Annotated in this window: 19 protein-coding genes; 15 read left to right on the top strand and 4 right to left on the bottom strand. The window is 75.4% G+C overall.

Annotated features, from left to right (window positions below):
* Positions 1-48 precede the first annotated feature (48 nt).
* Positions 49-1422 carry an ABC transporter substrate-binding protein gene (locus CAE01nite_RS14915; RefSeq protein ID WP_146906142.1) on the bottom strand — a complete coding sequence of 458 codons (1374 nt, stop codon included), beginning with the start codon at positions 1420-1422 and terminating at the stop codon, positions 49-51.
* Positions 1423-1721: 299 nt separating this feature from the next.
* Between CAE01nite_RS14915 and CAE01nite_RS14910 the strand changes: the two genes are divergently transcribed.
* Positions 1722-2723: a LacI family DNA-binding transcriptional regulator gene (locus tag CAE01nite_RS14910; RefSeq protein ID WP_246131238.1), complete on the top strand. Its 1002-nt coding sequence runs from the start codon at positions 1722-1724 to the stop codon at positions 2721-2723.
* 69 nt (positions 2724-2792) lie between these two features.
* On the opposite strand, the gene CAE01nite_RS14905 is transcribed toward CAE01nite_RS14910, so the two are convergent.
* Positions 2793-3422, bottom strand: coding sequence for a helix-turn-helix domain-containing protein (locus CAE01nite_RS14905; RefSeq protein ID WP_146906138.1), 630 nt, complete (start codon positions 3420-3422; stop codon positions 2793-2795).
* 47 nt (positions 3423-3469) lie between these two features.
* On the opposite strand from CAE01nite_RS14905, the gene CAE01nite_RS14900 reads away from it, so the two are divergent.
* Positions 3470-4312: a class I SAM-dependent methyltransferase gene (locus CAE01nite_RS14900; protein WP_146906136.1), complete on the top strand. Its 843-nt coding sequence runs from the start codon at positions 3470-3472 to the stop codon at positions 4310-4312.
* 49 nt (positions 4313-4361) lie between these two features.
* Complete coding sequence (locus CAE01nite_RS14895) at positions 4362-5366, top strand: NAD(P)/FAD-dependent oxidoreductase (protein WP_146906135.1); 1005 nt, start codon at positions 4362-4364, stop codon at positions 5364-5366.
* 33 nt (positions 5367-5399) lie between these two features.
* Here the strand turns inward: CAE01nite_RS14895 and CAE01nite_RS14890 are convergent, their stop codons facing one another.
* Positions 5400-5786 carry a VOC family protein gene (locus CAE01nite_RS14890; RefSeq protein WP_186816614.1) on the bottom strand — a complete coding sequence of 129 codons (387 nt, stop codon included), beginning with the start codon at positions 5784-5786 and terminating at the stop codon, positions 5400-5402.
* A complete protein-coding gene (locus CAE01nite_RS14885) occupies positions 5786-6082 on the bottom strand; it encodes an ArsR/SmtB family transcription factor (protein WP_146906131.1) in 297 nt (98 codons plus the stop codon). Before CAE01nite_RS14885 ends, CAE01nite_RS14890 begins: the two co-directional genes overlap by 1 nt.
* Before the next feature lie 392 nt (positions 6083-6474).
* Here CAE01nite_RS14885 and CAE01nite_RS14880 point away from each other — a divergent pair, with 392 nt between their 5' ends.
* The 12 genes from CAE01nite_RS14880 (at position 6475) to CAE01nite_RS14825 (ending at position 22820) form a co-directional block, all read left to right on the top strand.
* The gene (locus CAE01nite_RS14880; protein WP_146906129.1) at positions 6475-8619 is read left to right on the top strand and encodes a DEAD/DEAH box helicase; all 2145 of its coding nucleotides are present in this window, start codon (positions 6475-6477) and stop codon (positions 8617-8619) included.
* A 128-nt stretch (positions 8620-8747) separates the two neighbouring features.
* The gene (locus CAE01nite_RS14875) at positions 8748-9740 is read left to right on the top strand and encodes a 2-keto-3-deoxygluconate permease (protein ID WP_146906127.1); all 993 of its coding nucleotides are present in this window, start codon (positions 8748-8750) and stop codon (positions 9738-9740) included.
* A complete protein-coding gene (locus CAE01nite_RS14870; protein ID WP_146906126.1) occupies positions 9737-10921 on the top strand; it encodes a four-carbon acid sugar kinase family protein in 1185 nt (394 codons plus the stop codon). The genes CAE01nite_RS14875 and CAE01nite_RS14870 overlap by 4 nt, the downstream gene beginning before the upstream one ends.
* Entirely contained in the window at positions 10918-11961 is a 1044-nt protein-coding gene (gene pdxA, locus CAE01nite_RS14865) for a 4-hydroxythreonine-4-phosphate dehydrogenase PdxA (protein WP_146906123.1), read from the top strand. Before CAE01nite_RS14870 ends, pdxA begins: the two co-directional genes overlap by 4 nt.
* Positions 11962-12172: 211 nt before the next feature.
* Entirely contained in the window at positions 12173-12496 is a 324-nt protein-coding gene (locus CAE01nite_RS14860) for a WXG100 family type VII secretion target (RefSeq protein ID WP_146906121.1), read from the top strand.
* Positions 12497-12546: 50 nt separating this feature from the next.
* Positions 12547-12837 carry a WXG100 family type VII secretion target gene (locus tag CAE01nite_RS14855; RefSeq protein WP_146906114.1) on the top strand — a complete coding sequence of 97 codons (291 nt, stop codon included), beginning with the start codon at positions 12547-12549 and terminating at the stop codon, positions 12835-12837.
* A complete protein-coding gene (locus tag CAE01nite_RS14850) occupies positions 12834-13565 on the top strand; it encodes a collagen-like domain-containing protein (RefSeq protein ID WP_146906112.1) in 732 nt (243 codons plus the stop codon). The genes CAE01nite_RS14855 and CAE01nite_RS14850 overlap by 4 nt, the downstream gene beginning before the upstream one ends.
* 92 nt (positions 13566-13657) lie before the next feature.
* Complete coding sequence (locus CAE01nite_RS14845; protein ID WP_186816607.1) at positions 13658-15187, top strand: S8 family serine peptidase; 1530 nt, start codon at positions 13658-13660, stop codon at positions 15185-15187.
* Positions 15188-17528: 2341 nt separating this feature from the next.
* Positions 17529-18899 (top strand): type VII secretion integral membrane protein EccD, encoded by a 1371-nt coding sequence (gene eccD / locus CAE01nite_RS14840; protein ID WP_186816606.1) that lies wholly within the window; start codon positions 17529-17531, stop codon positions 18897-18899.
* Positions 18896-20062, top strand: a complete 1167-nt coding sequence (locus CAE01nite_RS18255; protein WP_186816605.1) for a hypothetical protein — start codon at positions 18896-18898, stop codon at positions 20060-20062. The genes eccD and CAE01nite_RS18255 overlap by 4 nt, the downstream gene beginning before the upstream one ends.
* Before the next feature lie 44 nt (positions 20063-20106).
* Complete coding sequence (gene eccB, locus CAE01nite_RS14830) at positions 20107-21474, top strand: type VII secretion protein EccB (protein ID WP_146906107.1); 1368 nt, start codon at positions 20107-20109, stop codon at positions 21472-21474.
* Entirely contained in the window at positions 21471-22820 is a 1350-nt protein-coding gene (locus CAE01nite_RS14825; RefSeq protein ID WP_146906105.1) for a S8 family serine peptidase, read from the top strand. Before eccB ends, CAE01nite_RS14825 begins: the two co-directional genes overlap by 4 nt.
* Positions 22821-22835 lie beyond the last annotated feature (15 nt).

Raw genomic sequence — 22835 nt, 5'->3', positions numbered from 1 at the left:
CCGCGGTGCCCGGGCACCGTGCCCCGGGCACCGCGGCGAGGGCGGGGGTCACTTCTCCTCGTCCTGCACGGCCTGCAGGGCGCCGAGGGCCTCGTCGATGGTCATGTCGTCGGAGGCGACCCCGATCAGGACGTCCTCGAACGCGGAGTTGAGGTCCGAGCTGACCGAGGCGAAGCGGGGCTCGGTCGCCTGGCCGGCCCGCTCGGTGTACTCCTGCAGCGGCTCGAGCTGGCGCGCCGGGTCCACCAGGTCGATCTGCTCCCACTGCGGCGTGACGCCCTTGAGCGCCGGGACGTTGTTCAGCGTGTTGGCGACGGCCTGCTGACCCGCCTCGCTCGTGCCGAGCCACAGCGCGAACGTCGTCGCGGCGTCGGGCTGGTCGGTCTTCCCGCTGACGGCAAGGCCGTAGTCGGCGTCGCCGAACAGCGAGCCGGTGTCACCGGTGCCCGCGAGGTCCGGGAAGTCGGCCGGCGTGATCGCGAACGGGGTCGGGTCGGCGACGCCGGCCGCCTCCATGGCGGCCACCATGCTGTCCTTGACGGCGTACTGCGTGTACCAGGTGCCCATCATGACCATGGCGGCCTTGCCGGACATGAACTGGTTGTTCGCGTCGGGGTACTGCTGCAGGCCGATCGCGCCCTCCTGCATGATCCCCTCGTCGAACAGCGACTTCCAGATCTCCATCCCCTGGACGAAGCGCTCGTCGGTGTACGGGACCTCGCCCTCGCTGGCGTCGACGTACAGGCCGGGCTCGACGTTCTCCATGACCGCCTCGAAGGTGTCCATGTCGAACGCGTGCTGGCCCGCACCCTGGACGAAGCAGGTGACGCCGTTGACCTCGAGCGTCGCGCACACCTGCTTCCACTCGTCCAGGTCGGTGGGTGCAGTCAGGCCGTACTGGTCGAAGAGGTCCTGGTTGACCCACAGGCCGCCGGAGTAGACCGCGCCCGCCGAGACCCCGACGAGCTTGTCGTCGACCGTGAGCGGCTCGACGCCGGCCGGGGCGAGCTTGTCCTTCCAGTCGTCGCCCAGGGCCGCCGCGACCGCGGGGGTCAGGTCGAGGGCGCCGGCGCCGAAGGTGTCGACACCACCGTTGGCCGAGCCGGGGGCGACGTTGAACACGTCGGGGCCGTCGCTGGACGTGATGGCCGGGCCGAGGACCGAGTCGTAGGAGTCGATCGGCTTGGAGACGAAGGTGACCGCGATGTCGGGGTACTCCTCGTTGAAGGCCGCGATCAGCTTCTCCGCGTTCACGGCGTCCGGGGTCCATCCCCACCAGGTGAGGTCGCCGGAGTCCGCGCCTCCGGTGGGGGCCGCTGCCTCCTGGCCGCCGCCGGAGCACGCGCTCAGGCCGAGGAGAGCGAGACCGGCCACGGCGGCCGTGGCCATCAGCCGGGGGCGGGGTGTCGTCGACGTCCGCATGGTGCTCCATTCCGCCCGCGTACGGGCTCGTGCTGTCACCGGTCGGCGGCTGCCGCCGACCGCACGCGGGCCCGCTCCGGTGCCGGCCCACGTCTGCTCTGGCGAGGGTCCGCGCGGACGGCGTCGACCGCGTGAGCCCCCGGGATGCCCGGCCCAGAGCCGGCCGCCCGCCGACGAGGCGGACGGAAGGAAAGTCCGCAAGCAACTTTCCGCGCAACTTTCTAGGCGGTTAAGATAGGCGCACCGTGGCGGCACGTCAACGGTCCGGAGGTGAAGGGGGATCGGTGGCCAGTCGTGGCGTGACCATCGCGGAGATCGCCACGGCGGCGGGGGTGTCCGTGCCGACCGTGTCCAAGGTCCTGAACGGCCGACCGGGCGTTTCCTCGTCGACGCGCGAGCAGGTCGAGCAGCTCCTGGAGGAGCGCGGGTACGAGCGCCGTGGCCGACCGCGTGCCAGCAGCGGCCTCGTCGACTTCGTCATCAGCGACCTCGACACCCAGTGGGCGACCGCGCTGCTGCGTGGTGCCCAGGCGGAGGCGGCGCGGCTCGGGCTCGACCTCGTCGTCACCACGACGCACGGCAAGCCGGTCGGGACGCCCGACTGGGTCGAGCACCTGGCCCAGCGCGGGTCGGACGGCGTCGTCCTGGTCGTCTCGGAGCTCCTCGACGCCGGGCGTCAGGAGCTGGAGCGCCTGCGCACCCCGGTCGTGCTGGTGGACCCCGTGCGCAGCGGGTCCGCCCCGCTCGCCACCGTGGTGGCCACGGACTGGGCCGGCGGGCGGGACGCCACCCAGCACCTGCTCGAGCTCGGCCACCGCCGCATCGGGTTCATCACCGGGCCCGCCGAGCAGGAGTGCCACCGGGACCGGCTCGACGGCTACCGGGCCGCCCTGCTGCGAGCCGGCCTGGCCCACGACCCGGCGCTCGTCCGCAACGGCGACTCGCTCGTCAGCGGCGGCCTACGCCACGGGGCCGACCTGCTCGCCCTGGCGGACCGCCCGACGGCGATCATCAGCGGCTCGGACGAGCAGGCCTACGGCGTCTACCAGGCCGCCCGGGCGCTGGGCCTGCGCATCCCGGACGACCTGTCCGTCGTCGGGTTCGACGACGTCGAGCTCTGCCAGTGGGTCTCGCCGCAGCTGACCACCGTGCGTCAGCCGCTCGCCGACATGGCCCGTGAGGCGACGCGCATGGTCGTGGAGCTCGCGCGGGCCGGTGTCCGGCCCGCGTCGCGCATCGAGCTCGCCACGACGGTCGTGGTCCGGCAGTCGACCGCGGCGCCGGCGCCGCGTCCGGCCTGACCGGCGCCGTCTCCGGCGGCCTGGTCCGCGCGGGCCACCGCCGGGCGACCCGGTCGGGCAGGACGTCGATCAGGCCGGCGTCCCCGGTGCCGCGGGCTCCGGCACGCCCTCGGCCGCGGCGCCCCGCCCCGGCGCCGGCACGTGGGCCCGCTCCCCGTCCTGGTCGAAGATCGTCAGGATCTCCGCCGGCCCGCCCGCCGCACCCAGCGAGTGCGGGACCATCGTGGAGAACTCGGCGGCGTCGCCGGCCTCGACCAGCATCACGCGGTCGCCCAGGTACAGCCGGATCGTCCCGGACAGCACCGTGAACCACTCGCGCCCGGGGTGCACGCCCTGGCGGTCCGGTCCGGACGGGTGCTCGGGGGAGAACCGCATCTTGGCGACGGTCACCCCGCGCACGGTGCTCTCGCGGGACATCAGCCAGGTCGTGACCCCCGCCTCGTGCCGGGGCTCGGGGCGGATGACGACGTCGTCGTCCGCGACCGCCTCGACGAGGTGGTCCAGGGTGGTGTCGAGGGCGCGGGCGATGGGCACCAGCTGGTCGAGCGCGATGCGCCGGTGGCCGGTCTCGATCCGGCTCAGGGTCGAGGGGCTGAGGTAGCAGCGGGCGGCGAGGGCGTCGAGCGACCAGCCGCGGGCGAGCCGCAGCCCACGGATCCGCTGCCGGATCACCGCATCGAGGTCGAGTTCTTGCGTCATACGCAAGATCCTATGCTTGTGCGACAAGCGCTGCCTACCCTGGCACCATGCCGCACCACGACCACCACGCCCACGCCGGCACCGACCACGAGGCCCACCTGCGAGGCCTCCCCGACCTGCTCGACCTCGACGCCCAGGTCCTCGGCGCCTACCTGCCGGCGGTCACCGCGTGGACCGCGGAGCACGTCACCGACGTCCGGACGGTCCTCGACCTCGGCGCAGGGACCGGCGCCGGCTCGGTGGCGCTCGCGGAGCGCTTCACCGACGCGCAGGTCGTGGCCCTCGAACGGTCGCCGGCGATGATCGACCGCCTCACCGCCACAGGCCGCGCCCACGGCCTGACCGGCCGCCTCCGCATCGTCCCCGCCGACCTGGACGCGGACTGGCCCGACGTCGGTCCCGCCGACGTCGTGTGGGCCTCGAGCTCCCTGCACGAGGTCGCCGACCCCGCCCGGGTGCTCCGCGCCGTCCACGACGCCCTGCGTCCCGACGGGGTCGCGGTGGTCGTCGAGATGGACTCCCTGCCCCACCTGCTGCCGGACGACGTCGGCGGGGGCCGCCCGGGCCTGGAGTCCCGCTGCCACGCCGCCCTCGCCGCTGCCGGCTGGAACGCCGTCCCGGACTGGGCGCCCGCCCTCGAGGCAGCCGGGCTCGACGTCGTCGCCAGGCGCCGGTTCCCCGTCACCGCCGCACCCGGGGACCCGCGGGTCGAGGAGTACGCCCGCGCGGCCCTGCGCCACCGGCGCCCCGCGCTCACCGGCGTCCTCGCGGCGCAGGACCTGGCCATCCTGGACCGCGTGCTGGCCGATCACGGCCCGGACGCCCCGCTCACCGCTGCCCGGCTGACCGTGCGTGGCAGCCGCACCGCCTGGGTCGCGCGCCGTCCCTGAGAGCCCGCCGCCCACCGGCCCCACCCCTGCCCGTCGAAGGAGCCCCACCATGTCGTCCCTGACCACCCCCGCCGACCTGCGCGCCGCCGCACCCGGCCCGTCCCACCAGCACCGTCACGACGTCGTCGTCGTCGGCGGGGGAGCGGCCGGGCTCAGCGCCGCGGTGACCCTCGCCCGCTCACTGCGCGACGTCCTCGTGATCGACGCGGGCCGGCCCCGCAACGCGCCCGCCGAGGGCGCGCACAACCTGCTCGGGCGGGAGGGCGTCCCACCGCTCGAGCTGCTCGAGGCGGGGCGCCGGGAGGCGCTGTCCTACGGCGCGCAGGTCCGACCCGGCCGCGTGACAACGGCGCGCCGCACCGCCGACGGCTTCACGCTCACGCTGGCCGACGGCGACACGGTGACCGCCCGGCGGCTGCTGCTGGCGACCGGACTGGTGGACGAGCTCCCCGACGTCCCGGGTGTCCGCGAGCTGTGGGGCAGCCACGTGCTGCACTGCCCGTACTGCCACGGCTACGAGGTGCGCGGTCGTCGCATCGGCGTGCTCGGCACGAGCCCGAACGTCCTGCACCAGACCCTGCTCCTGCGCCAGCTCAGCCCGGATGTCACGCTCTTCCTCCACGACGTCCCGGAGCCCGACGACGAGGGCCGTGAGCAGCTGGCGGCGCTCGGTGTCCGCGTGGTCAGGGGGCGCGTCCGCGAGCTGTCCCGCGACGGCGACCGCCTGCGCGCCGTCGTCCTCGCCGACGGGTCCGCCGTCCCGGTCGACGCCGTGGCCGTGCAGCCGACGTTCGTCGCCCGGGGCGACCTCTACGAGCAGCTGGGTGGCACGCTGACCGAGAACCCGATGGGACGGCACATCACCAGGGACCCTGCGGGCGCGACCGAGCTGCCCGGGGTGTGGGCCGCGGGCAACGTCGGCGACCTCACCGCCATGGTCGGTGCCTCGGCGGCCCAGGGCGTCATGGCGGGTGCGGCGATCAACGCCGACCTCGTCCTGACCGGCGCCCGCGCCGCGGTCCTGGCCGGCCGGCGACCGGGCACCGGGCGGTAGACCCGCGGGCCCGCCCCGGGCGCGGGCCGGCGATCACTTCAGGGCGGCGATCTGGATGAGGTTGCCGCAGGTGTCGTCGAAGACGGCGGTGACCACCGGACCCAGGTCCGTCGCGTCCTGGGTGAACTGCACGCCCAGCCCCTTGAGGCGCTCCACCTCGGCGTGCACGTCGTCGACGGCGAACTGCGTGAAGGGGATGCCGTCCGCCGCGAGCGCCCTCTTGAACGTGCCGGCCGCCGGGTGGCCGTCCGGCTCCAGCAGGAGCTCGACGCCGTCCGGGGCGGCGGGGGACACCACGGTGAGCCAGCGAGCGTCGCCGGTGGGCACGTCGGTCTTCGTGACGAACCCCAGCTTCTCGGTGTAGAAGGCGAGCGCCTTGGCCTGGTCGTCCACGAGCACGCTGGTGAGGTTGATGCGGATCACGGGTTCGGTCCCTCTCGTTCGACGGGCCACCGGTCGACGACCGAGCGCAGCGGGCTCGTGTCGAGGTGGTGGAGCTTGTAGCGGCCCTGCCGCCGCGTGTGCACCAGGCCCGCCTCCTCGAGCACCACGAGGTGCTGGGAGATGGCCTGGCGGGTGGAGGCCACGCCGTGCTTCATGGCCAGTCGGCCGCAGATCTCGAACAGCGTCTGGCCGTCCCTGTCGGTCAGCTCGTCGAGGATCATGCGTCGCGTGGCGTCGCCGATCGCCCTGAAGAGGTCGGCGTCGTCGTCCACGCGCCCAGTCTGATGCAAGTGATCGCTTGCCTGTCAAGGGAACGTCCCCGGGCGTGCCGTCGTCGTGCCGGCCGACCGTCGCGTGAGAGGCTGGGTCGCCGCAGGACCGGGGGCGGTCGGCCCGATAGCGTGTGCGGTACGCGGTGCCTCCGGCGTCACGACCGGGCCCCCGCTGCGAGGTGCCCCGGACGCCCGGCGGTCGTCACGGCGGCGAGCACGCGCCGTCCACCGGGATCGCACGGCGACGCCGGGCGTGATCGGCGCCTGGTCCCACGTCCCCGCCCGGGAGTGGCTGCGGCACCGGGCCGGTGCCCGGCGCTCGACGGGTCGTGGGCGACCGTGGCACGACAGCGCTGCGCCGACCTCGGTGGAGCTGCTCAGAAGGAGGAGATGTGGCACGACCAGGCCGACGTGGCGCCGGTGCCCCGCGCACCGACCGCGGCGCTCAGCGCGCCCGGGCCCCGCGTGCCGCCGAGCAGGGGATCATCCCCGTGCTCGCCGAGCTCGCCCGCGAGGTGGACAGCGCGGTGCAGCGCCCGCCGACGCGGCCGGCGGTCCGCACGAAGTTCCAGGTCGTGGCACTCCTGGTGCGCGAGGAGCGAGCCCGGTTGATGGCCGACGGCGGCCCGAGCGCGTCGCGGCGCACCCAGGAGCTCAAGCGGCTCGACGGGGTCGCGACGATGCTGGCCAGGACCGCGGCCCGGGACACCTCGCTGCTCGCGCTGCTCGCCGAGGACGCCCGGGTCTCCGACGCGGCGCGGGCCTTCAAGGCGACCGTGATGCGCGCGGGCGGGCTGGAGCCGCCCGAGGAGCCGGAGCCCGCCGCGCCTGCCGCACCGGCGCCCGGCGCCGAGGCCCGGGTGGTCCCGCGGTCGGTCATCTCCCGCCAGCTCGCGAACCCGTTCCTCGCCCCGGACTTCGAGGCCGCCGCGGAGCGGGCCGCTCCGCGCACGCGACGACTGGCCGGCTGGGAGCTGCTGGAGCCTCTCTTCCGGTCCTTCGAGCACGCCGCCACCGGAGCGCCCGCCTGCATGCCGCTGCCCGAGGCACGGTCCAGGACCGCCCCCCACGGGCGGGAGCTGATGCCGCACCAGGCGCAGGTCGTCGCGGCGACGGCGGCCGGCCACCGGACGTTCCTGCTCGCGGACGAGCCCGGTCTCGGCAAGACCGCGCAGGCCCTGCTCGCCGCCCAGGCGGCCGACGCCTACCCGCTGCTCGTCGTGGCGCCCAACGTCGTCAAGGCGAACTGGGCCAACGAGGTCGGGCTGTGGACGCCCCAGCGGCGGTCCACGGTCGTCCACGGCGACGGCGAACGCGTCGACGGGTTCGCCGACGTCGTGATCGTCAACTACGAGCTGCTGGACCGGCACGTCGGCTGGCTCGGCGACCTCGGCTTCCGCGGCATGGTCGTCGACGAGGCCCACTTCATCAAGAACAAGACCTCCCAGCGCTCGCAGCACGTCCTGGCGCTCTCGGAGCGGATCCGCGCCCGCGCCGGCCGGCCGCTGCTGATGGCGCTCACCGGCACCCCGCTGATCAACGACATCGAGGACTTCCGGGCGATCTGGCAGTTCCTCGGCTGGATCGACGACACACAGCCGCTGGGTGCGCTGCAGGCCGCGCTCGAGGCGACCGGGCTGACCCCGGCCGACCTGGGGTTCTACGCCGCCGCGCGTACCTGCGTGATCGACATGGGCATCGTGCGCCGCCGCAAGGTCGACGTGGTGGCCGACATCCCCGCCCGCCGGGTGGCGGACCTTCCGGTCGAGCTCGAGGGCGCCGCCGGCCGCTCGATCCGCGCCGCGGAGGTCGCGCTCGCCCGCCGGCTCGTCTCGCGGTACCGGTCAGCCCTGGAGGCGCGTGACGACGCCGTCGTGGACGGGATCGACCACGAGCTCGCGCGCCGGGTGGCCGCGGCCGAGCTCAAGGACTCGACCTCGAACGCCGGTGGCGAGAACGTGTTCACGGTGGTCCGGCGGATCGGCCAGGCCAAGGCCGGGCTGGCCGCGGACTACGCCGCCCAGCTCGCCCGCAACGTCGGCAAGGTGGTGTTCTTCGCCAAGCACGTCGACGTGATGGACCAGGCCGAGCAGACCTTCGCGGACCGGGGCATCCGCTACGCGTCCATCCGCGGCGACCAGACGCCCAAGGCCCGCGAGAAGAACATCGCGGCCTTCACCGGCGACCCGGACGTGTCGATCGTGGTGTGCTCCCTCATGGCCGCGGGTGTGGGGCTGAACCTGCAGGTCGCGTCGAACCTTGTCCTGGCCGAGCTGTCCTGGACCGACGCGGAGCAGACCCAGGCCATCGACCGGATCCACCGGATCGGCCAGACCGAGCCCGTCACCGCGTGGCGGATCATCGCCGCCCAGACCGTCGACGCCCGGATCGCGAAGCTGATCGACAGCAAGTCCGGGCTGGCCGCCCGAGCGCTGGACGGAGCGGAGGAGGAGGACGTCTCGCCGTCCACGACCGTGCAGCTCGAGGCCCTGGTCGGGCTGCTCACGGACGCGCTCGCCGCGGAGGGCGTGGGCTGAGGGACCGGCCCCGACGCGCGCGCTCCGCTCCCGGTTGCGCGGCCCACCACCCCGTGCCACGTTGACGCGCGCACCACGTGCCAGGGATCTGCGACCTGTCGTCGCAGGGCCGCGACGAGGAGGTCGGCATGAGCGAGCACGGTCGGTCGAGGTTCCCCATGTTCGCCACCATGCAGCGGATACCGGGCGGGCTGATGCTCATACCGCTGGTGCTCGGGTCGCTCGTCGGGACCTTCGCCCCGGACGCCCTGGGGATCGGCAGCTTCACCACGGCGTTGTTCAAGGACGGCGCCCTGGCGCTCATCGCGCTGCTCATCTTCGCGACCGGCACCCAGGTCACCGGCGGCACCGGCGGCGCGGTCGCCGGCCACACGCTCGTCGTCCTGATCTTCAAGACGCTCATCCCGGCGACCGTGGTCGTCCTGATCGGGCAGGTCACCGGGATCGAAGGGTTCTGGACCGTCTCGATCCTCGCGCTGATCACCTGCTTCGCGAACAGCAACGGTGGCCTCTGGCTGGCCTTCGCCGGTCAGTACGGCGACGAGCGTGACCGCGGGGCCTACATCGCGAGCGCCTTCGACGACGGCCCGTTCCTCGTCCTGCTCTTCCTCGGCGCGTCCGGGCTCGGGGACATCCCGCTGCTCACCCTGCTGGCAGCGGTGGTCCCCTTCCTGCTGGGAGTGGTCGTGGGCAACGTGGACCCCGAGTGGCGCCGGGTGGTCGAGCCGGTGCCGAACATCGTGATCCCCTTCTTCGCGTTCGCCCTCGGCGCCGGCATCAACATCCGCAACGTGATCACCGGCGGACTGACGGGCCTGGTCATCGGCGTGGGTGTCGTCCTCTTCACCGGCGGGCTGCTGTACCTCGCGTACCGGTTCATCCTGCGCCGCGGGCCGAAGGCGGGGATCGGGTTCGCCGCGGGGACCACGGCGGGCAACGCCGTGGCGACGCCGGCGATCGTCGCCGCCGCCGACCCGAGCTTCGAGCCCTTCGTGGGGACCGCGACCGCGCAGGTCGCCGCGGCGGTCCTCGTGACGGCGATCCTGGCGCCCGTGGTGGCCGCCGCCGTGCTGAGGCGCGAGGGCGGGCTCGCGCCCGTCCCCGTCCACGTGGACGCATGAGCCTGCGCATCGCCGTCCTCGCCGACGACCTCACCGGCGCCGGCGACACCGCCGTCCAGTTCGCCCGGGCCGGATGGACGGCCGAGCTGCAGCTGGTGCCGGCGGAGACCGCTGCCGAGGTGCTGGCGGTCACGACGGACTCGCGCGCGTGCACGCCGGACGAGGCGGCCCGGCGCGTGAGCGCGGCCACCAGCGACCTGAGGGCGGCGGGCGCGCGTCACCTGTACAAGAAGATCGACTCGACCCTGCGCGGGCAGCTGGCCGCCGAGATCCACGCGGTGCTGTCAGCGCTGCCCCCGGGGGTCGTGGCCGTCGTGTGCCCCGCCTTCCCGGCGGTCGGGCGCACCGTGCGGGACGGCACGCTGCTGGTGAGCGGCACGCCGGTCAGCGAGACCGCGGTCGGCACCGATCCGGTGACGCCGCTGACCACGAGCAGCATCCCGGCGCTCCTCGACGCCCCGCTCGTGGCCCTGGACCCGCAGGGGTCACCGGCCGACTGGGCGCGCACCCTCCTGTCCGCGGGGCCGGTGGTCGTCGTCGACGCCCAGGACGACGCCGACCTGCACCGGGTGGCCACCGCGGTGGTGGAGCTGGGCGAGCGGGCCGTCGCCGTCGGCTCCGCCGGGCTCGCCGAGCCGCTGGCCGAGATGTGGCGGGGCGAGGCGCCCACGCTCACCGCGCTGGTCGTGGTCACGTCGCTGCACGACGCCGCTCGCGAGCAGTCCCGCGCCCTCGTCGCCGCCGGCGCCGTCTGCCACGAGCCGACCGGCGAGCAGCTGCTCGACGACACCGCCTGGGCGCAGTTCGTCGACGCCGTGCTCGCCTCCGCCGAGCAGCAGCCGGAGGTGCTGCTGCTGAGGGCACCGGAGCGGGGCGGGGCAGCGGTGACCCCGGTGCTGGTCGCCGACCGGCTGGCCGGCGCCGCGACCGCGGTGCTGCGCCGGGCGACCGTCGCCGGACTGGTCGTGACCGGGGGTGACGGGGCACGAGCCGTCATGGCCGAGCTCGAGGCCACCGGCATCCGCCTGCACGGCCAGATCGCCCCGGGGGTGCCGCTCGGCAGGCTCGTGGGCGGCTGGGCCGCTGGACTGGCCGTCGCCACCAAGGCCGGCGGCTTCGGGGACACCGACGTGTTGATCACAGCCGCGCAGGACGTGCGGCGGGACAGGAGCTTCGAGTGAGCGAGCAGCAGCTGCCGACCCTGGCCGTCACCCTCGGGGACGTGGCGGGGATCGGCCCGGAGATCACCGCCCGCACCCTGCTGGGTCACGAGGACCTGCGCAGCCTCTGCCGGCCGGTCGTGATCGGGGACGCCGACTCCCTCCGCAAGGGGGCCGAGGCGGTGGGGGGCGACCCCGGTGCGGTGCGCGTGGTGGCCTCACCGCAGGACGCCACGAACGAGCCCGGCACCATCGAGGTGGTCCAGGACGGGCCCTCGCTCGCCCACGTGCCCTACGGCAGGATCAGCCCGGAGGCCGGGGACGCCGCGGCCCGGTCGGTGATCACCGCCTGCGCCCTGGCCCGGGACGGCGTGGTCGACGGCATCGTCACGCCGCCGCTGAACAAGGCGGCGATGCACGCCGGTGGGCACCGCTGGCCGGGGCACACCGAGCTGCTCGCCCACGAGTTCGGCGTCGCCAACTTCAGCCTCGTGCTGTCGGCGGGGGAGCTGTACTTCTTCCACCTGACCACCCACGTGTCCCTGCGCCGGGCCATCGAGGACGTCACCGTCCAGCGCACCGGGGACGTGCTGCAGCTCGTCGGCGCCTTCGCCCGCGCGCTGGGCCGCCCCGACGAGCCGATCGGGGTCGCCGGGCTCAACCCGCACGCCGGTGAGGAGCGCCTCTTCGGCGACGAGGACGCCGACGTGCTCGCGCCGGCCATCGCGGCGGCGCGGGAGCAGGGCATCAACGCCGTCGGGCCGCTGCCTGCCGACGCCCTGATCCCCGCGGCCGTGAAGGGCCGCTGGAAGCTCGTGGTCGTGTGCTACCACGACCAGGGCCACGCCCCGTTCAAGGCCGTGTACGGCGACGACGGCGTGAACATCACCGTCGGGCTGCCCGTCGTGCGGGTCTCGGTCGACCACGGGACGGCGTTCGACATCGCCGGGCAGGGCATCGCCCGCGAGGCGAGCCTCGTCCTGGCCACCCGCCGGGCCGCCGAGCTCGCGCCGGGATGGGGACAGGTGTGGGCGACGGCGCAGCAGGGCGGCGCCTCGTAGGCACGTCGCCATCGGGCCGGCGCGGCGCGCACGCGGTCCACGGCCGGTACGCGATCAGCGGCGTCGTGAGGTCACCCGTCATCCCGTGGGGTGGTTGACGTGGCCGACGGGTGCCCTCGTCGGTACGCTCCCCGCTGGGCGGCGGTGTCGCGCTCGACGGACGTGGGAGCGGGGCGGACGCACTCGTTCTCGGCGAACTGGGGAGGAAAGCATGGCGGACAGGACACAGCTGGAGATCGGCGCACAATCGCGCGCCGCCCAGAAGGTCAGCGCGAAGCAGAGCGAGTTCAACGGCCAGGTCAGCAGCCTCACCGGTGAGGTGAGCGGGCTGCAGGGCCAGTACGCGGGCCAGGGCGCCAACGCGTTCTTCCAGCTCGCGAACTCGTGGATCGAGGACGCCAACCGCCTCATCCGGGAGTTCGAGGTCTTCTCGTCCCGTCTCGCCTCGGTCGACACGAAGGCGTCCGCGTCCGAGGAGGAGAGCAGCTCGGTGTTCCGCCAGAACGTCACCCCGCTCTCCGCTCGCATGCAGTGACCACCGGAGATGCAGTGACCACCGGACCCGACCACGGAAAGGCTTGACCCATGATCACGAAGATCCCGTTCTCCGGTCTCGAGGCCATCGCTGCGAAGCTGCGGGCCACGGACAGCCAGCTGCGCGCGGGCTACGAGCAGCTCACCGGCGAGCTCCGCTCGACGATGGCCGAGTGGGGCGACGACACGGACTCCCGCGCCGCGTACGACCAGTTCAAGACGCGCTGCGACCGCGCCTTCCTGGAGATGGCGGACGCCCTCGCGAAGATCCCCGTCGCCGTCGAGCAGGTCCGTACGACCTCCATCGAGACCGAGCGGGCGAACGCCGCCACGTTCCAGTGAGCGTCGCCGGTGACGGCCTGGAGGTCGACCTCCAGGCCGTCGCGGCCGTCGCCGGCCGGATACCGGTCGACCGAGGGGAAGCGGCCGCGGACCGGGCACGGACCGTGCCCACCGGCCACATCTTCGGGAGCTCACCGGCTGCCACGTCGCTCGCGGAGACGTGGCAGCTCGCCGTCGCCCACCACCGGCTCGCGGCCGACCAGGTCCGCGAGGACCTCGTCGAGCTGCGCGAGGCACTCCGCACGGCGGTGAGCAGGGTCGAGACCCTGGAGACCGACGCCGCCTCGAGCTACGCAGCGGCGGTGGACGCCTACGCCGCGGCGGCCGAGAGGAACGCGGCGGACGTCGCCGGCACGGCGACGGCGTTCGTCGAGGCGCACCCGTCCGCGCTGGCGGACGAGGCCGCCCAGGAGCACGCCGCCCCGGGGAGCGAGCGCGTCGACGGCTCGCGCGGAGGGCCGGCCGACGCGGCCGATGCGGCCAGGAGCGACGAGCCGGGTACGCGCGGACCGGCGGACGAGCGGGGTGCGTACGGACCGGCGGACGAGCGCGGTACGCACGGACCGGCGGGCGAGCGGGGTTCGCACGCACCGGCGGGCGAGCAGGGTTCGCACGCACCGGCGGACGAGCGCGATCTGCACGGACCGGCGGGCGAGCCGGGTGCGCGTGGACCGGCGGACGAGCGGGGTACCCACGGTCCGGAGGACGAGAGCCGGCCGTACGGATGACGTGGACGGTGCATCGGGGCCGCGGGTGCCCGGACCGGGTCACCTCCGCGCACGACGCCGGGGGAGGTGCACCGACCGGCGGGAGGCGTGCCGTGGGTCGAGGTGCGCGCGCCGCCGTCGCCCTCGCGGCAGCCGGTCTCGCCGGTACCCTCCCGGCGGCGCAGGCGGCCGCGGCGGATCGGTCGGAGCAGTTCGACGCCGGGCAGTGGTGGATCGACGCGATGGGTGTCCGGGACGCGCACCAGCAGGTGACCGGCGACGGCGTCACCATCGCCCTCCTCGACGCCCCGATCTACCCCGACGCCCCCGAGCTCCAGGGCCAGGACGTCGTCCCCAGCGGCACGCGGTGCGAGCAGCCGATGTCCGGCACCGACGGGCCCGCGTCGGTCCCGTCCGGTCCGATCTCGGAGGTCACCTGGCACACCGCCTCGATGGCCGCGATGCTCGTGGGCAACGGCCAGGGCACCCGGCCGCCCGACGGACGCGGCCTCGCCGGCATCGCCCCGGGCGCGACGCTCCGGACGTACGCCGTGTACGACACGCGGGAGGAGCGACGCACGGGGCCGTCGTTCGCCTGCCTGCACGGTGAGCGCGACGACGGCGAGTTCCTCCGCGAGGTGCTCGCCGCCGACCCCGACGTCGTCCTGGTCACGGTGGGTTGGCGAGCCGACGTCCAGGACGTCGTCAACGAGGGCATCGCGGACGGGGTCGTCTTCGTCAACGGCGCGGGCAACGAGGGTCCGGACGGGTCCATCCTCGGCTTCGGCGACCTCGACGGCGTGGTCAACGTCGTCGCCGGGGACCAGGACGGTCTCGCTGCGGAGTTCAACTCCGCCGACTGGCGGCCGGTCGACTACGTCACCGAGAGCCGGTCCGTCACGACGGACCCGGGCGCAGCGGTCGCGGTCGCTCCCTACGAGGGTGGGGCAGGGCGGGCGACGATCATGGCTCCCGGCGTGGACCTCACCGCTGGTGGCCTCGTGGACGGCAGATGGGAGTCCGACGTCATGAACAGCGGCACGTCGGGGGCGTCGGCGCTCACCGCCGGTGCGCTCGCGCTGGTGATGGAGCGCTGGCCCGCGGCGACCGGTAACCAGGTGCTCCAGTCGCTCGTCCGCAACGCCAACCACCCGAACGACGTCGGCTTCGCCACGTCGTACGGCTTCGGTGGTCTCTCGCTCCCGACGATGCTCGCCGAGGACCCGGCCGGGTACCCCGACGTGCACCCCTTCTACGGCGGCGTCCGGTGGGCCTTCGAGGACGACCCGCCGGCGCCGACCATGACCGAGCGCGGGCCCGACGGCGTCGTGGAGCTCTGGGAGCCGACGTACACGCAGGACGAGCTGCAGCTGCCGTGGCCGCTCGGACCCGCCCTCCCGTCGGACGGGTCGACGGCCACGCCGCCGGCAGCCCGCGCGGACGACGGCGGGTCGGTCCAGGCGGACGCCGCCGGGCAGGAGTCGGCCTCGGGGGTCGAGGCGGACGGCCCGCCGTGGGGCCGGCTCGGGGCGGCGGGAGTCCTCGGCGCCGCACTCGTGGGCGCCGGACTGTGGGCGCGTGCCCGACGGAAGACCGACGACATCCCGGACGGCGTCGCCGCCGGGGGAGGATCAGACGCATGAACGTGGCGATGGACAGCGGGGGCGGTGGGTCGATGGGTCCCAACGAGGTACGGCTCGCCATGGCGGTCACCCAGGACGACGCGAGCCTCGACGCGGCGCACCGCGCCTTGACCGAGGTGCGCACCGAGCTCACCGCCGTGAAGGACGAGCTCGCCATGACCATTGGGCCGGGGCTCGAGGACGCCTACCCCAGCGCCGGCGGGTCGGCGGCGGCGGAGGCCACCCGACGGTTCGCTGCGGCGGTCGACGGCAAGCTCGCCGAGGTGGAGACCTCCATCGCGGCGCTCGCCGGCGTCCGGGCGGCCTTCGATGCGGCCGAGCGGCGTCGTGCGGCCCTGCCGCCCGTCGGCTCTCCTCCGACGATGACCGACGCCGCCCGCACCGAGGAGGCAGCAGGGACTCCCGGGCCGGCATGGACCGCGCACCGGCAGGCCGTCGACTCCTTCGAGGCGGCGAAGGACGAGCGCGAGCGGGCGGCCGGGCAGGCGTTCGACACCCTCCAGCGTCAGCTCGAGGCGTCGTCGGGCACGCTCGCCGCAGATCTGGGCTACGGGAGCTCCGAGCGGCAGGTCCACGCCACGGCGGGGAGCGAAGGGGTCACGGCCGGCGGTGCCTCCGCCGGTGGGTCCTCGGCTGTCGCCGCGCGCGGTGCCGCGACCGGTGCCGCGGGCACGACACGCTTCGGTGCGCGCACCGGCAGCGGCGCCGGTGCAGCCTCGGCGGCGGTTCCGGGTGCCATCGGACCGGTGGTCCCGCGAGACATCGTCCACGAGCCCGCGAGCGTCCCGGCGCCGGCATCCGCTCCGGACGGTGCGCCGGCCGTCGACGGCGTGATCACACCCGTCGTCGGTCCCGTTGCGGCCGGCGGAGGCGCGGGCGTCCCGCCGACCGTCGGAGGCCTCCCGCCGACCGTCGCGGGTGTCCCGCCGACCGTCGCGGGCGACGGCGTCGGTGCCGCCGGTGCCCTCGGTGGCTCGTCGGGTGGTGTCCTCGCCGGTGGCGCCGGCGCGGCGGCCGCCGGGCTGGTCGGTCTGGCGGGCGGCAGCGGGCTGCTTGCGGGTGGCGGTGCGGTCGGGGCCGCGGCGCCCCTCGGCCCGGTCTCGGCTCGGCTCGGGGGGAGTGCGGCCCCCGGGATCGCGGCCCCCGGCGGCGCGATCCGCGGTGGTGCGGCGGGCGGCATGTCGGGCGTCACCACGGGGACGGGCGGCGCAGCGGGCTCTCGCGTGGCAGGCGGCGTGGCCGGTGTGACCACGGGGTCCGGTAGTGCGGCGGGTGCCCGTCCGGTGGGCGGGGTGGCTGGTGTGACGACGGGGTCCGGTGGTGCGGCGGGTGCTCGTCCGGTGGGCGGGGTGGCTGGCGTGACGACCGGGTCTGGTGGTGCGGCGGGTGCCCGTCCGGTGGGCGGGGTGGCCGGTGTGACGACGGGGTCTGGTGGTGCGGCCGGTTCTCGTGGCGCGGCCGGTGGTGTGCCGGGCGGCTCGACGGCGTCCGGTGGTGCGGCGGGTGCCCGTCCGGTGGGTGGCGTGGCTGGCGTGACGGCGGGGTCCGGTGGTGCGGCGGGTGCTCGCCCCGTGGGCGGGGTGGCTGGTGTGACGGCGGGCTCCGGTGGTGCGGCGGGTGCTCGTCCGGTGGGCGGAATGGCAGGTGTGACGACCGGGACCGGTGGTGCGGCGGGTTCTCGTGGCGCGGCCGGTGGTGTGCCGGGCGGCTCGACGGGGTCCGGTGGGGCAGCGGGTTCTCGTGGCGCGGCCGGTGGTGCGGCGGGTGCGCGTCCGGTGGGCGGAGTCACGGGCGTCACCACCGGGACGGGCAGTGCGGCGGGACCGCGAGGTGCGGGTGGCCCGGCGGGCGCCCGGGCCGCGGGCGGTGTGTCGAGCTCCTCGGCAGTGGGTCGTGCAGCGGGTTCCTCGGCTGCCGGCGCTGCGGCACCGGGCTCCGGTGCGGCCGCGCGCCCGTCGGGCGCCCCGCTCCACCCGGGCGCGGGGCAGGCGGGCGTGGCCCCCGCCGGTGCCGGACGACCCGGCGTCGCGGCCGGGCCGCGTGGTGCAGGACACCAGGACGCGGGTGCCGGTCGTGCGGACGGCGCGGCCCAGGCGGGTGCCCGGGGCGCGATGGGCCGGACAGGCGCGGCGGGCGCAGGGGGCCGCGGCGCAGAGGGCACCGGAGCTGCCGGCGCAGGTCCCGCCGCCGGCGGTCGAGCAGGGGGTGCTGCCGGAGGTCTCGTCGTCGGGGGCCGCCCGGCCGGCCGGGGCCTGGACGACGAGCGGACGTGGACCTCGGACGTCGAGGTGGGCGAGGACTGGCTCGACGGCGGCGACTTCGCCGGGGACGGAGTCGTCCGGTGACCGCCGTCGACCAGCAGGCGTCGGCCGCCGCACCGGCCGTGACGCCGAACGAGATCGTCCGGCTCACCGTCGTCGCACGCTCGCGCACGGCGGACCTCACGCTGCCCGCGCTCCTGCCGCTCGCCGAGGTGCTGCCCGGCGTCGTGCGCACCCTGGGGGTCCTCGAGCCCGACGAGGTCCACGGCGGTTGCCGCGTGCACACCGCCGACGGGCATGCCCTCGACCTCGACGCGAGCCTGCTGGCCCAGGGTGTGCGCGACGGCGCGGTGCTGTCCGTCAGCGTCGGCGTCGACGAGAAGCCGCCGAAGGTCTACGACGACCTGGTCGAGGCGATCGCCGACGTCGTCGAGGAGCAGGCCGGCACCTGGACGGCGGAGAGCTCACGGCGCACCATGCTGTCCGTCGCGGGCGTCCTCGCCCTCCTGGGCGCGTGGACCCTCCACGCCGCGGCGATCCCCCCGCTGCCGGCGGCCCTGACCGCCGCGGGTGTCGCCGTGATCGCCACCCTCGGCGGTGCGGTCCTGGCCCGGGTGCGCCAGGACGTGGAGGGCGCGCTGGTGCTCTTCGGCACCGCGGTCGCATTCGCCCTCGTCGCTGCGTCCCGTGACCTGGTCTCCGGCCCGGGTGCCACCGGCGTGGTCGCCGGCCTGGGCGTCGCGCTCGTCGGAGCGGTGGGTCTGGCGGTGCTCCGGGAGCGAGGGTGGCCGCTCCTGCCCGCCGTCACGGTGGGTGTCGTGGGGGCGGCGGCGGGAGGCCTGGTCGTCGGCACAGGGCTGGACCCCGGCCGCGTCCTGCTGGTGCTCACGGTGCTGCTGGTCCTCGTCGCCGGGCTGGCGCCGCGGTACGCGCTGCAGCTCACCCGCACCGCGCCACCGCCGCTCCAGTCGGAGGACGCGATCCTGCGGGACCCCGACCCGATCGACGGGACGGCGGTCCGTGACCGCGTGGAGCTCTCTGCGCGGCTCGTGCACGGTCTCCGGCTGACCCTGGCGGTCCTCCACGTCCTGGTCGCGCCCGTCGTCGCCCCGATGAACCCGCTCGCCTTCGCGGTGAGCTGGCTCGTGTCGGTGCTGCTCGTCCTCGCGGCTCGGCGCGACGCCCGGGCCGTCGACGTCGTCGTGTCGGTGGCCGGTGGAGTGCTCTCCGTCGCCACGGCCACGATCGGTGCGGTGCTCGCGGAGCCGGCATGGGCGCCGGTCCTCGCGGCCGTCGTCGCGATGTCCGCCGTCGGGGTGAATCTCCTCATGGCCTTCCCGCCGCGGTCAGTCCTTGCCCGTGCCCGGGCGACCGATGTGGTGGAATCCGTCCTGCTCGTCCTGCTTGTTCCCCTGACGGTCCTGGCGCTCGGAGTGATTCAGTCGTTATGAGCAGAACCGCGCGCACGCGCTCCTACGCCGGACGCCACCTCGCCGCTCCGGCACCTCGACAGCTCCTCGTGCCGGGCGCACTGCTGGGCGGTGCGCGGCTGGCCGGAGCCGGTGCCTTCGCCGCCGCCATCGTCCTCGTCCCCGGCACGGCGGCCTCCGCTGCCGTGGTGGACGGCGCACCGCGCGTCGAGCCCGTCGTCGTCGAGGGCTGCGGCCAGCCGCTGTTCCCGCTCTGCCCGGACCTCGCGGTGGCGCAGCCCGTGGACGTCACGGTCGCACTCTCGGAGGAGCTGCCGGTGGCGCGGGCCGTGGACGTCCCGCTCGAGCCCTCGCTGGACCTGCCGGCGGAGCCGGCGGTCGATCGTCCGGTCGAGACCTCGGTGGACCTGCTGGTCGTGCCCCTGGTCGATCTGCCTGAGCCGCCTGTCGACCCGCCGGTCGAGCCGCCTGTCGACCCCCCGGTCGAGCCGCCCGTGGACCCGCCGGTGGAGCCGCCGGTGGACCCACCGGTCGAGCCGCCCGTGGACCCGCCGGTGGAGCCGCCGGTGGACCCCCCGGTGGAGCCGCCGGTGGACCCGCCGGTGGACCCGCCGGTGGACCCGCCGGTCGAGCCGCCCGTGGACCCGCCGGTCGAGCCGCCCGTGGACCCCCCGGTGGACCCACCGGTCGATCCACCCGTGGACCCGCCGGTCGACCCGCCCGTGGACCCCCCGGTCGACCCGCCCGTGGACCCGCCGGTCGACCCGCCCGTGGACCCACCGGTCGACCCCCCGGTGGACCCGCCCGCCGAGCCGCGCCCGGAGCCCGAGCCGCGCCCGGAGCCCGCGCCGCAACCCGTGCAGGGGCCCGGTCAGCAGACCTCCGATGTGCTCGCGACCCGCGGCCTGCCCACCGGCGACGTCCGCTCCCGCGAGCTCCCCGCCAACCCGGTGGCCGACGCCCCGGCGTCGCGCGTGCTGACCGCTGAGCTCATCCGGCGCCAGCAGGCGGCGCGGGCCGCGGACACCCGGACGTCGGGCGACGCGACGACGGGCACCGACCGGCTGGCCGACACCGGGGCGGACCCGCACAGCCTTCTGGCGGTCGCCGGCGCGAGCATCGCCGCCGGCATGACGCTGGTCCGCGTCGCGGCCACGAGCCGGCGCGACCGGCGTCGGGCCTGACGAGCGTTCGACCATGACGTGGAGCAGGGGGGCCGGAGCAGCCGGTGGCGAGCAAGCGTGACCTCATCGAGGCGCACAAGTACAGCCGGCGGCGTCTGGTCTCCGCGTTCGTCAGCGGCACCCCGCGGGGCAAGGAGGTCGAGAGCCTGCCGCAGGGGCGTCCTGTCGTCGCCGGAGTGGTGCTGTCGGCGCTCATGGTCGCCGCGGCAGCCCTGAGCGGGCTGCTCAGCCCAGGTCTGCCGGACGACTGGGACCAGCAGGGCGTCGTCATCACCGAAGGGAGCGGCGAACGCTTCCTCGCCCTGGACGGCACCCTCTACCCGGTGATCAACACCGCCTCGGCGAGGCTCCTCCTGCCGTCCGACTCGGGGTTCCGGGTGGAGGTGGTGCCCGACGAGGCCGTCGCCGCGGCGCCTCGCGGGGCGACCATCGGCATCGTCGGCGCCCCGGACGACCTCCCGGCGCCGGACCAGCTCCAGCAGTCGGGATGGACGGCGTGCCTGGCGCCGAACGGGTCGACCTACCTGGCGATCGACCCGGCGACGCGCCTGGAGGAGGACACCGAGTCCGGCGTGGTCCTGCAGCACGACGGCGGCCAGGTGCTCGTGACCGGTGGCGTGCGCTACGAGATCCCGGCGCAGGCCCAGCCGAGCGTGCGACGCATCCTGGGACTGGACACCGTGCCCGCCGTCGCCGCCCCCGGCACGTTCGTCGACCTCTACACCCCGGGCAGCGTGCTGCAGTGGCCGTTGGAGACGATCCCCGGCCTCGGTGAGCCGTTGCCCGCCGCCATCGGCGGTCCGGGCGGCGCGGCGAGCGTCGGCCAGCTCGTGCGCAACGTCGACGTGGGCGGGGCGACGTCGATCCTGACGCGGACCGGGGCGGCGCCGATCACGCCGTTCGCGGCGGCGCTCTACTCGATCCAGGCCCCGGGCGGGCTGGGCAACGCGAAGGACGTGACCAACGCGGACCTCAGCGGCGTCCCGAACGACACCGATCCCTACGCCCCGGAGAACTGGCCGTCGGACCTGCCCCGCACCACCACCGAGCAGCCGTGCGCCGCCCTGCACACCGCCGGGGACCAGCGCGCCGGGACCACGCTCGCCACCGTCCCTCCCACCCACGAGATGTTCGCCGGGCGCCGGGTGACGGTCGCCGCCGGCAGCGGGGCGCTGGTGCGGATGAGCAGCACCGGCACGGGGACGGGTCCGGTGTTCCTCGTGGACCAGACGGCGACCCGGTTCGGCGTCACGGTGCCCTCCGGGGAGATCCTCGCCCGGCTCGGCTACCCGGGCGTCGAGCCGGTGCGGGTGCCCGCGTCGTGGTTGGCGCACCTCGGCGACGGTCCCGAGCTCGACGTCGACGACGCTCGTCGCGCGGTCTCCCGGGGGCTCACCGGGGCAGACGCGTGAGGAGTGCGGTCCGCCGGCTCGGCGTCGCGCCCGTCGCCCTCGCAGCGATGCTCCCCGTCGCCGGGATCGTCGTCACCGGGCCACCCGGGGCCGCGCCGGACGCCGCGCCCGTCGCGCAGGGGGTGCGCCCGGTCGCCGACGCCGTCGCGGACGACGAGTCGTCGCAGGACTGCGACCAGGAGGGCGGCTACGCCGTCACCGGCCTGCCGGAGGCGCTCGACCGCTACGACGTCAGTCGCGTGTGGACCCGTGCCACGGGACGGGGGGTGCGGGTCGCCGTCGTCGACTCCGGCATCAACGTCGCCAACCCGCACTTCGTCAACGGTGGCCCGTACGGCGACGCCTACGCCGAGGGCACCTCGTTCCTGCCCGCCTCGCTCGAGCAGGAGTACGTCAACGTCTACGAGCCGCACGGCTGGGCCGACCCCTCGGGTCACGGCACGGCCGTCGCCGGCATCATCGGGGCCCGACCGGCGGAGGGCTCCGGCGTCGTCGGCCTGGCGCCCTACGCGACCATCGTGCCGGTGCAGGTGTTCGGCGCCGTGGAGGACCCCACCGAGCAGGATCCCGAGCTCCTGCCGGACACCGGTCGGCTCGCCGACGGGATCCGCTGGGCGGCCGACGCCGGGGTGCAGGTCATCGCCGTGTCGATGAGCGTCGCCGAGCCCGATCCGCGCCTGGAGGACGCCGTCGCCTACGCCGGCAGCAGGGGCGCCCTGGTCGTCGCCAGCGCCGGCAGCGCGCTGACGGCTCCCGCGGGCGACCCGGGGGGCGTGCACTACCCGGCCGGCTTCCCCGGGGTGCTCGGGGTCGCGCCGGTCGGCTCCGACGGCCGGCCCTCGGAGCAGACCTTCACGGGGTCCCACGTCGACGTCGCGGCTCCCGGGCAGCTGGTCGCCACCGCCTACCGCGGGCTGCTCGACTGCTACCTCAGCGAGGAGCCGACGCCCAGCTACGCCGTCCCCTACGTCGCCGCGACCGCGGCCCTCCTGGCCGAGCAGTTCCCGGACGAGGGTCCCGACCTGTGGGCGCACCGGATCATGATGAGCGCGGAGCGCCCGAGGCAGGGGTCGCGCGACGACGTCCTCGGCTGGGGCGCCGTCTCGCCGCACGACGCCCTCACCCTGACGATCGACGCGTCCCGTCCAGGCCCCCCGGTCCCCGGGCACCCCCCGGCGCAGACCGGCACGGACGTCGTCGGGCCCGCGGTCGCCGGCCCACGGTCGGAGCCCTGGGCCCCGGCGCGCCGGACGGGCCTGCTGCTGGCCGCCGGGGGCGTCGGGCTGGTCGCCGCGGTCGCCCTCGCGCGGGCCCTGGGGCGCGGGCGGCGCGACGCCACGGACTGAGCGCGCCGGCCGGGC

Source organism: Cellulomonas aerilata (assembly GCF_007991755.1).
GTDB classification, from domain to species: Bacteria; Actinomycetota; Actinomycetes; order Actinomycetales; family Cellulomonadaceae; genus Pengzhenrongella; species Pengzhenrongella aerilata.
Note: the sequence above shows the minus strand (reverse complement) of the source record. Positions and strands in the feature narration are given on the sequence as shown.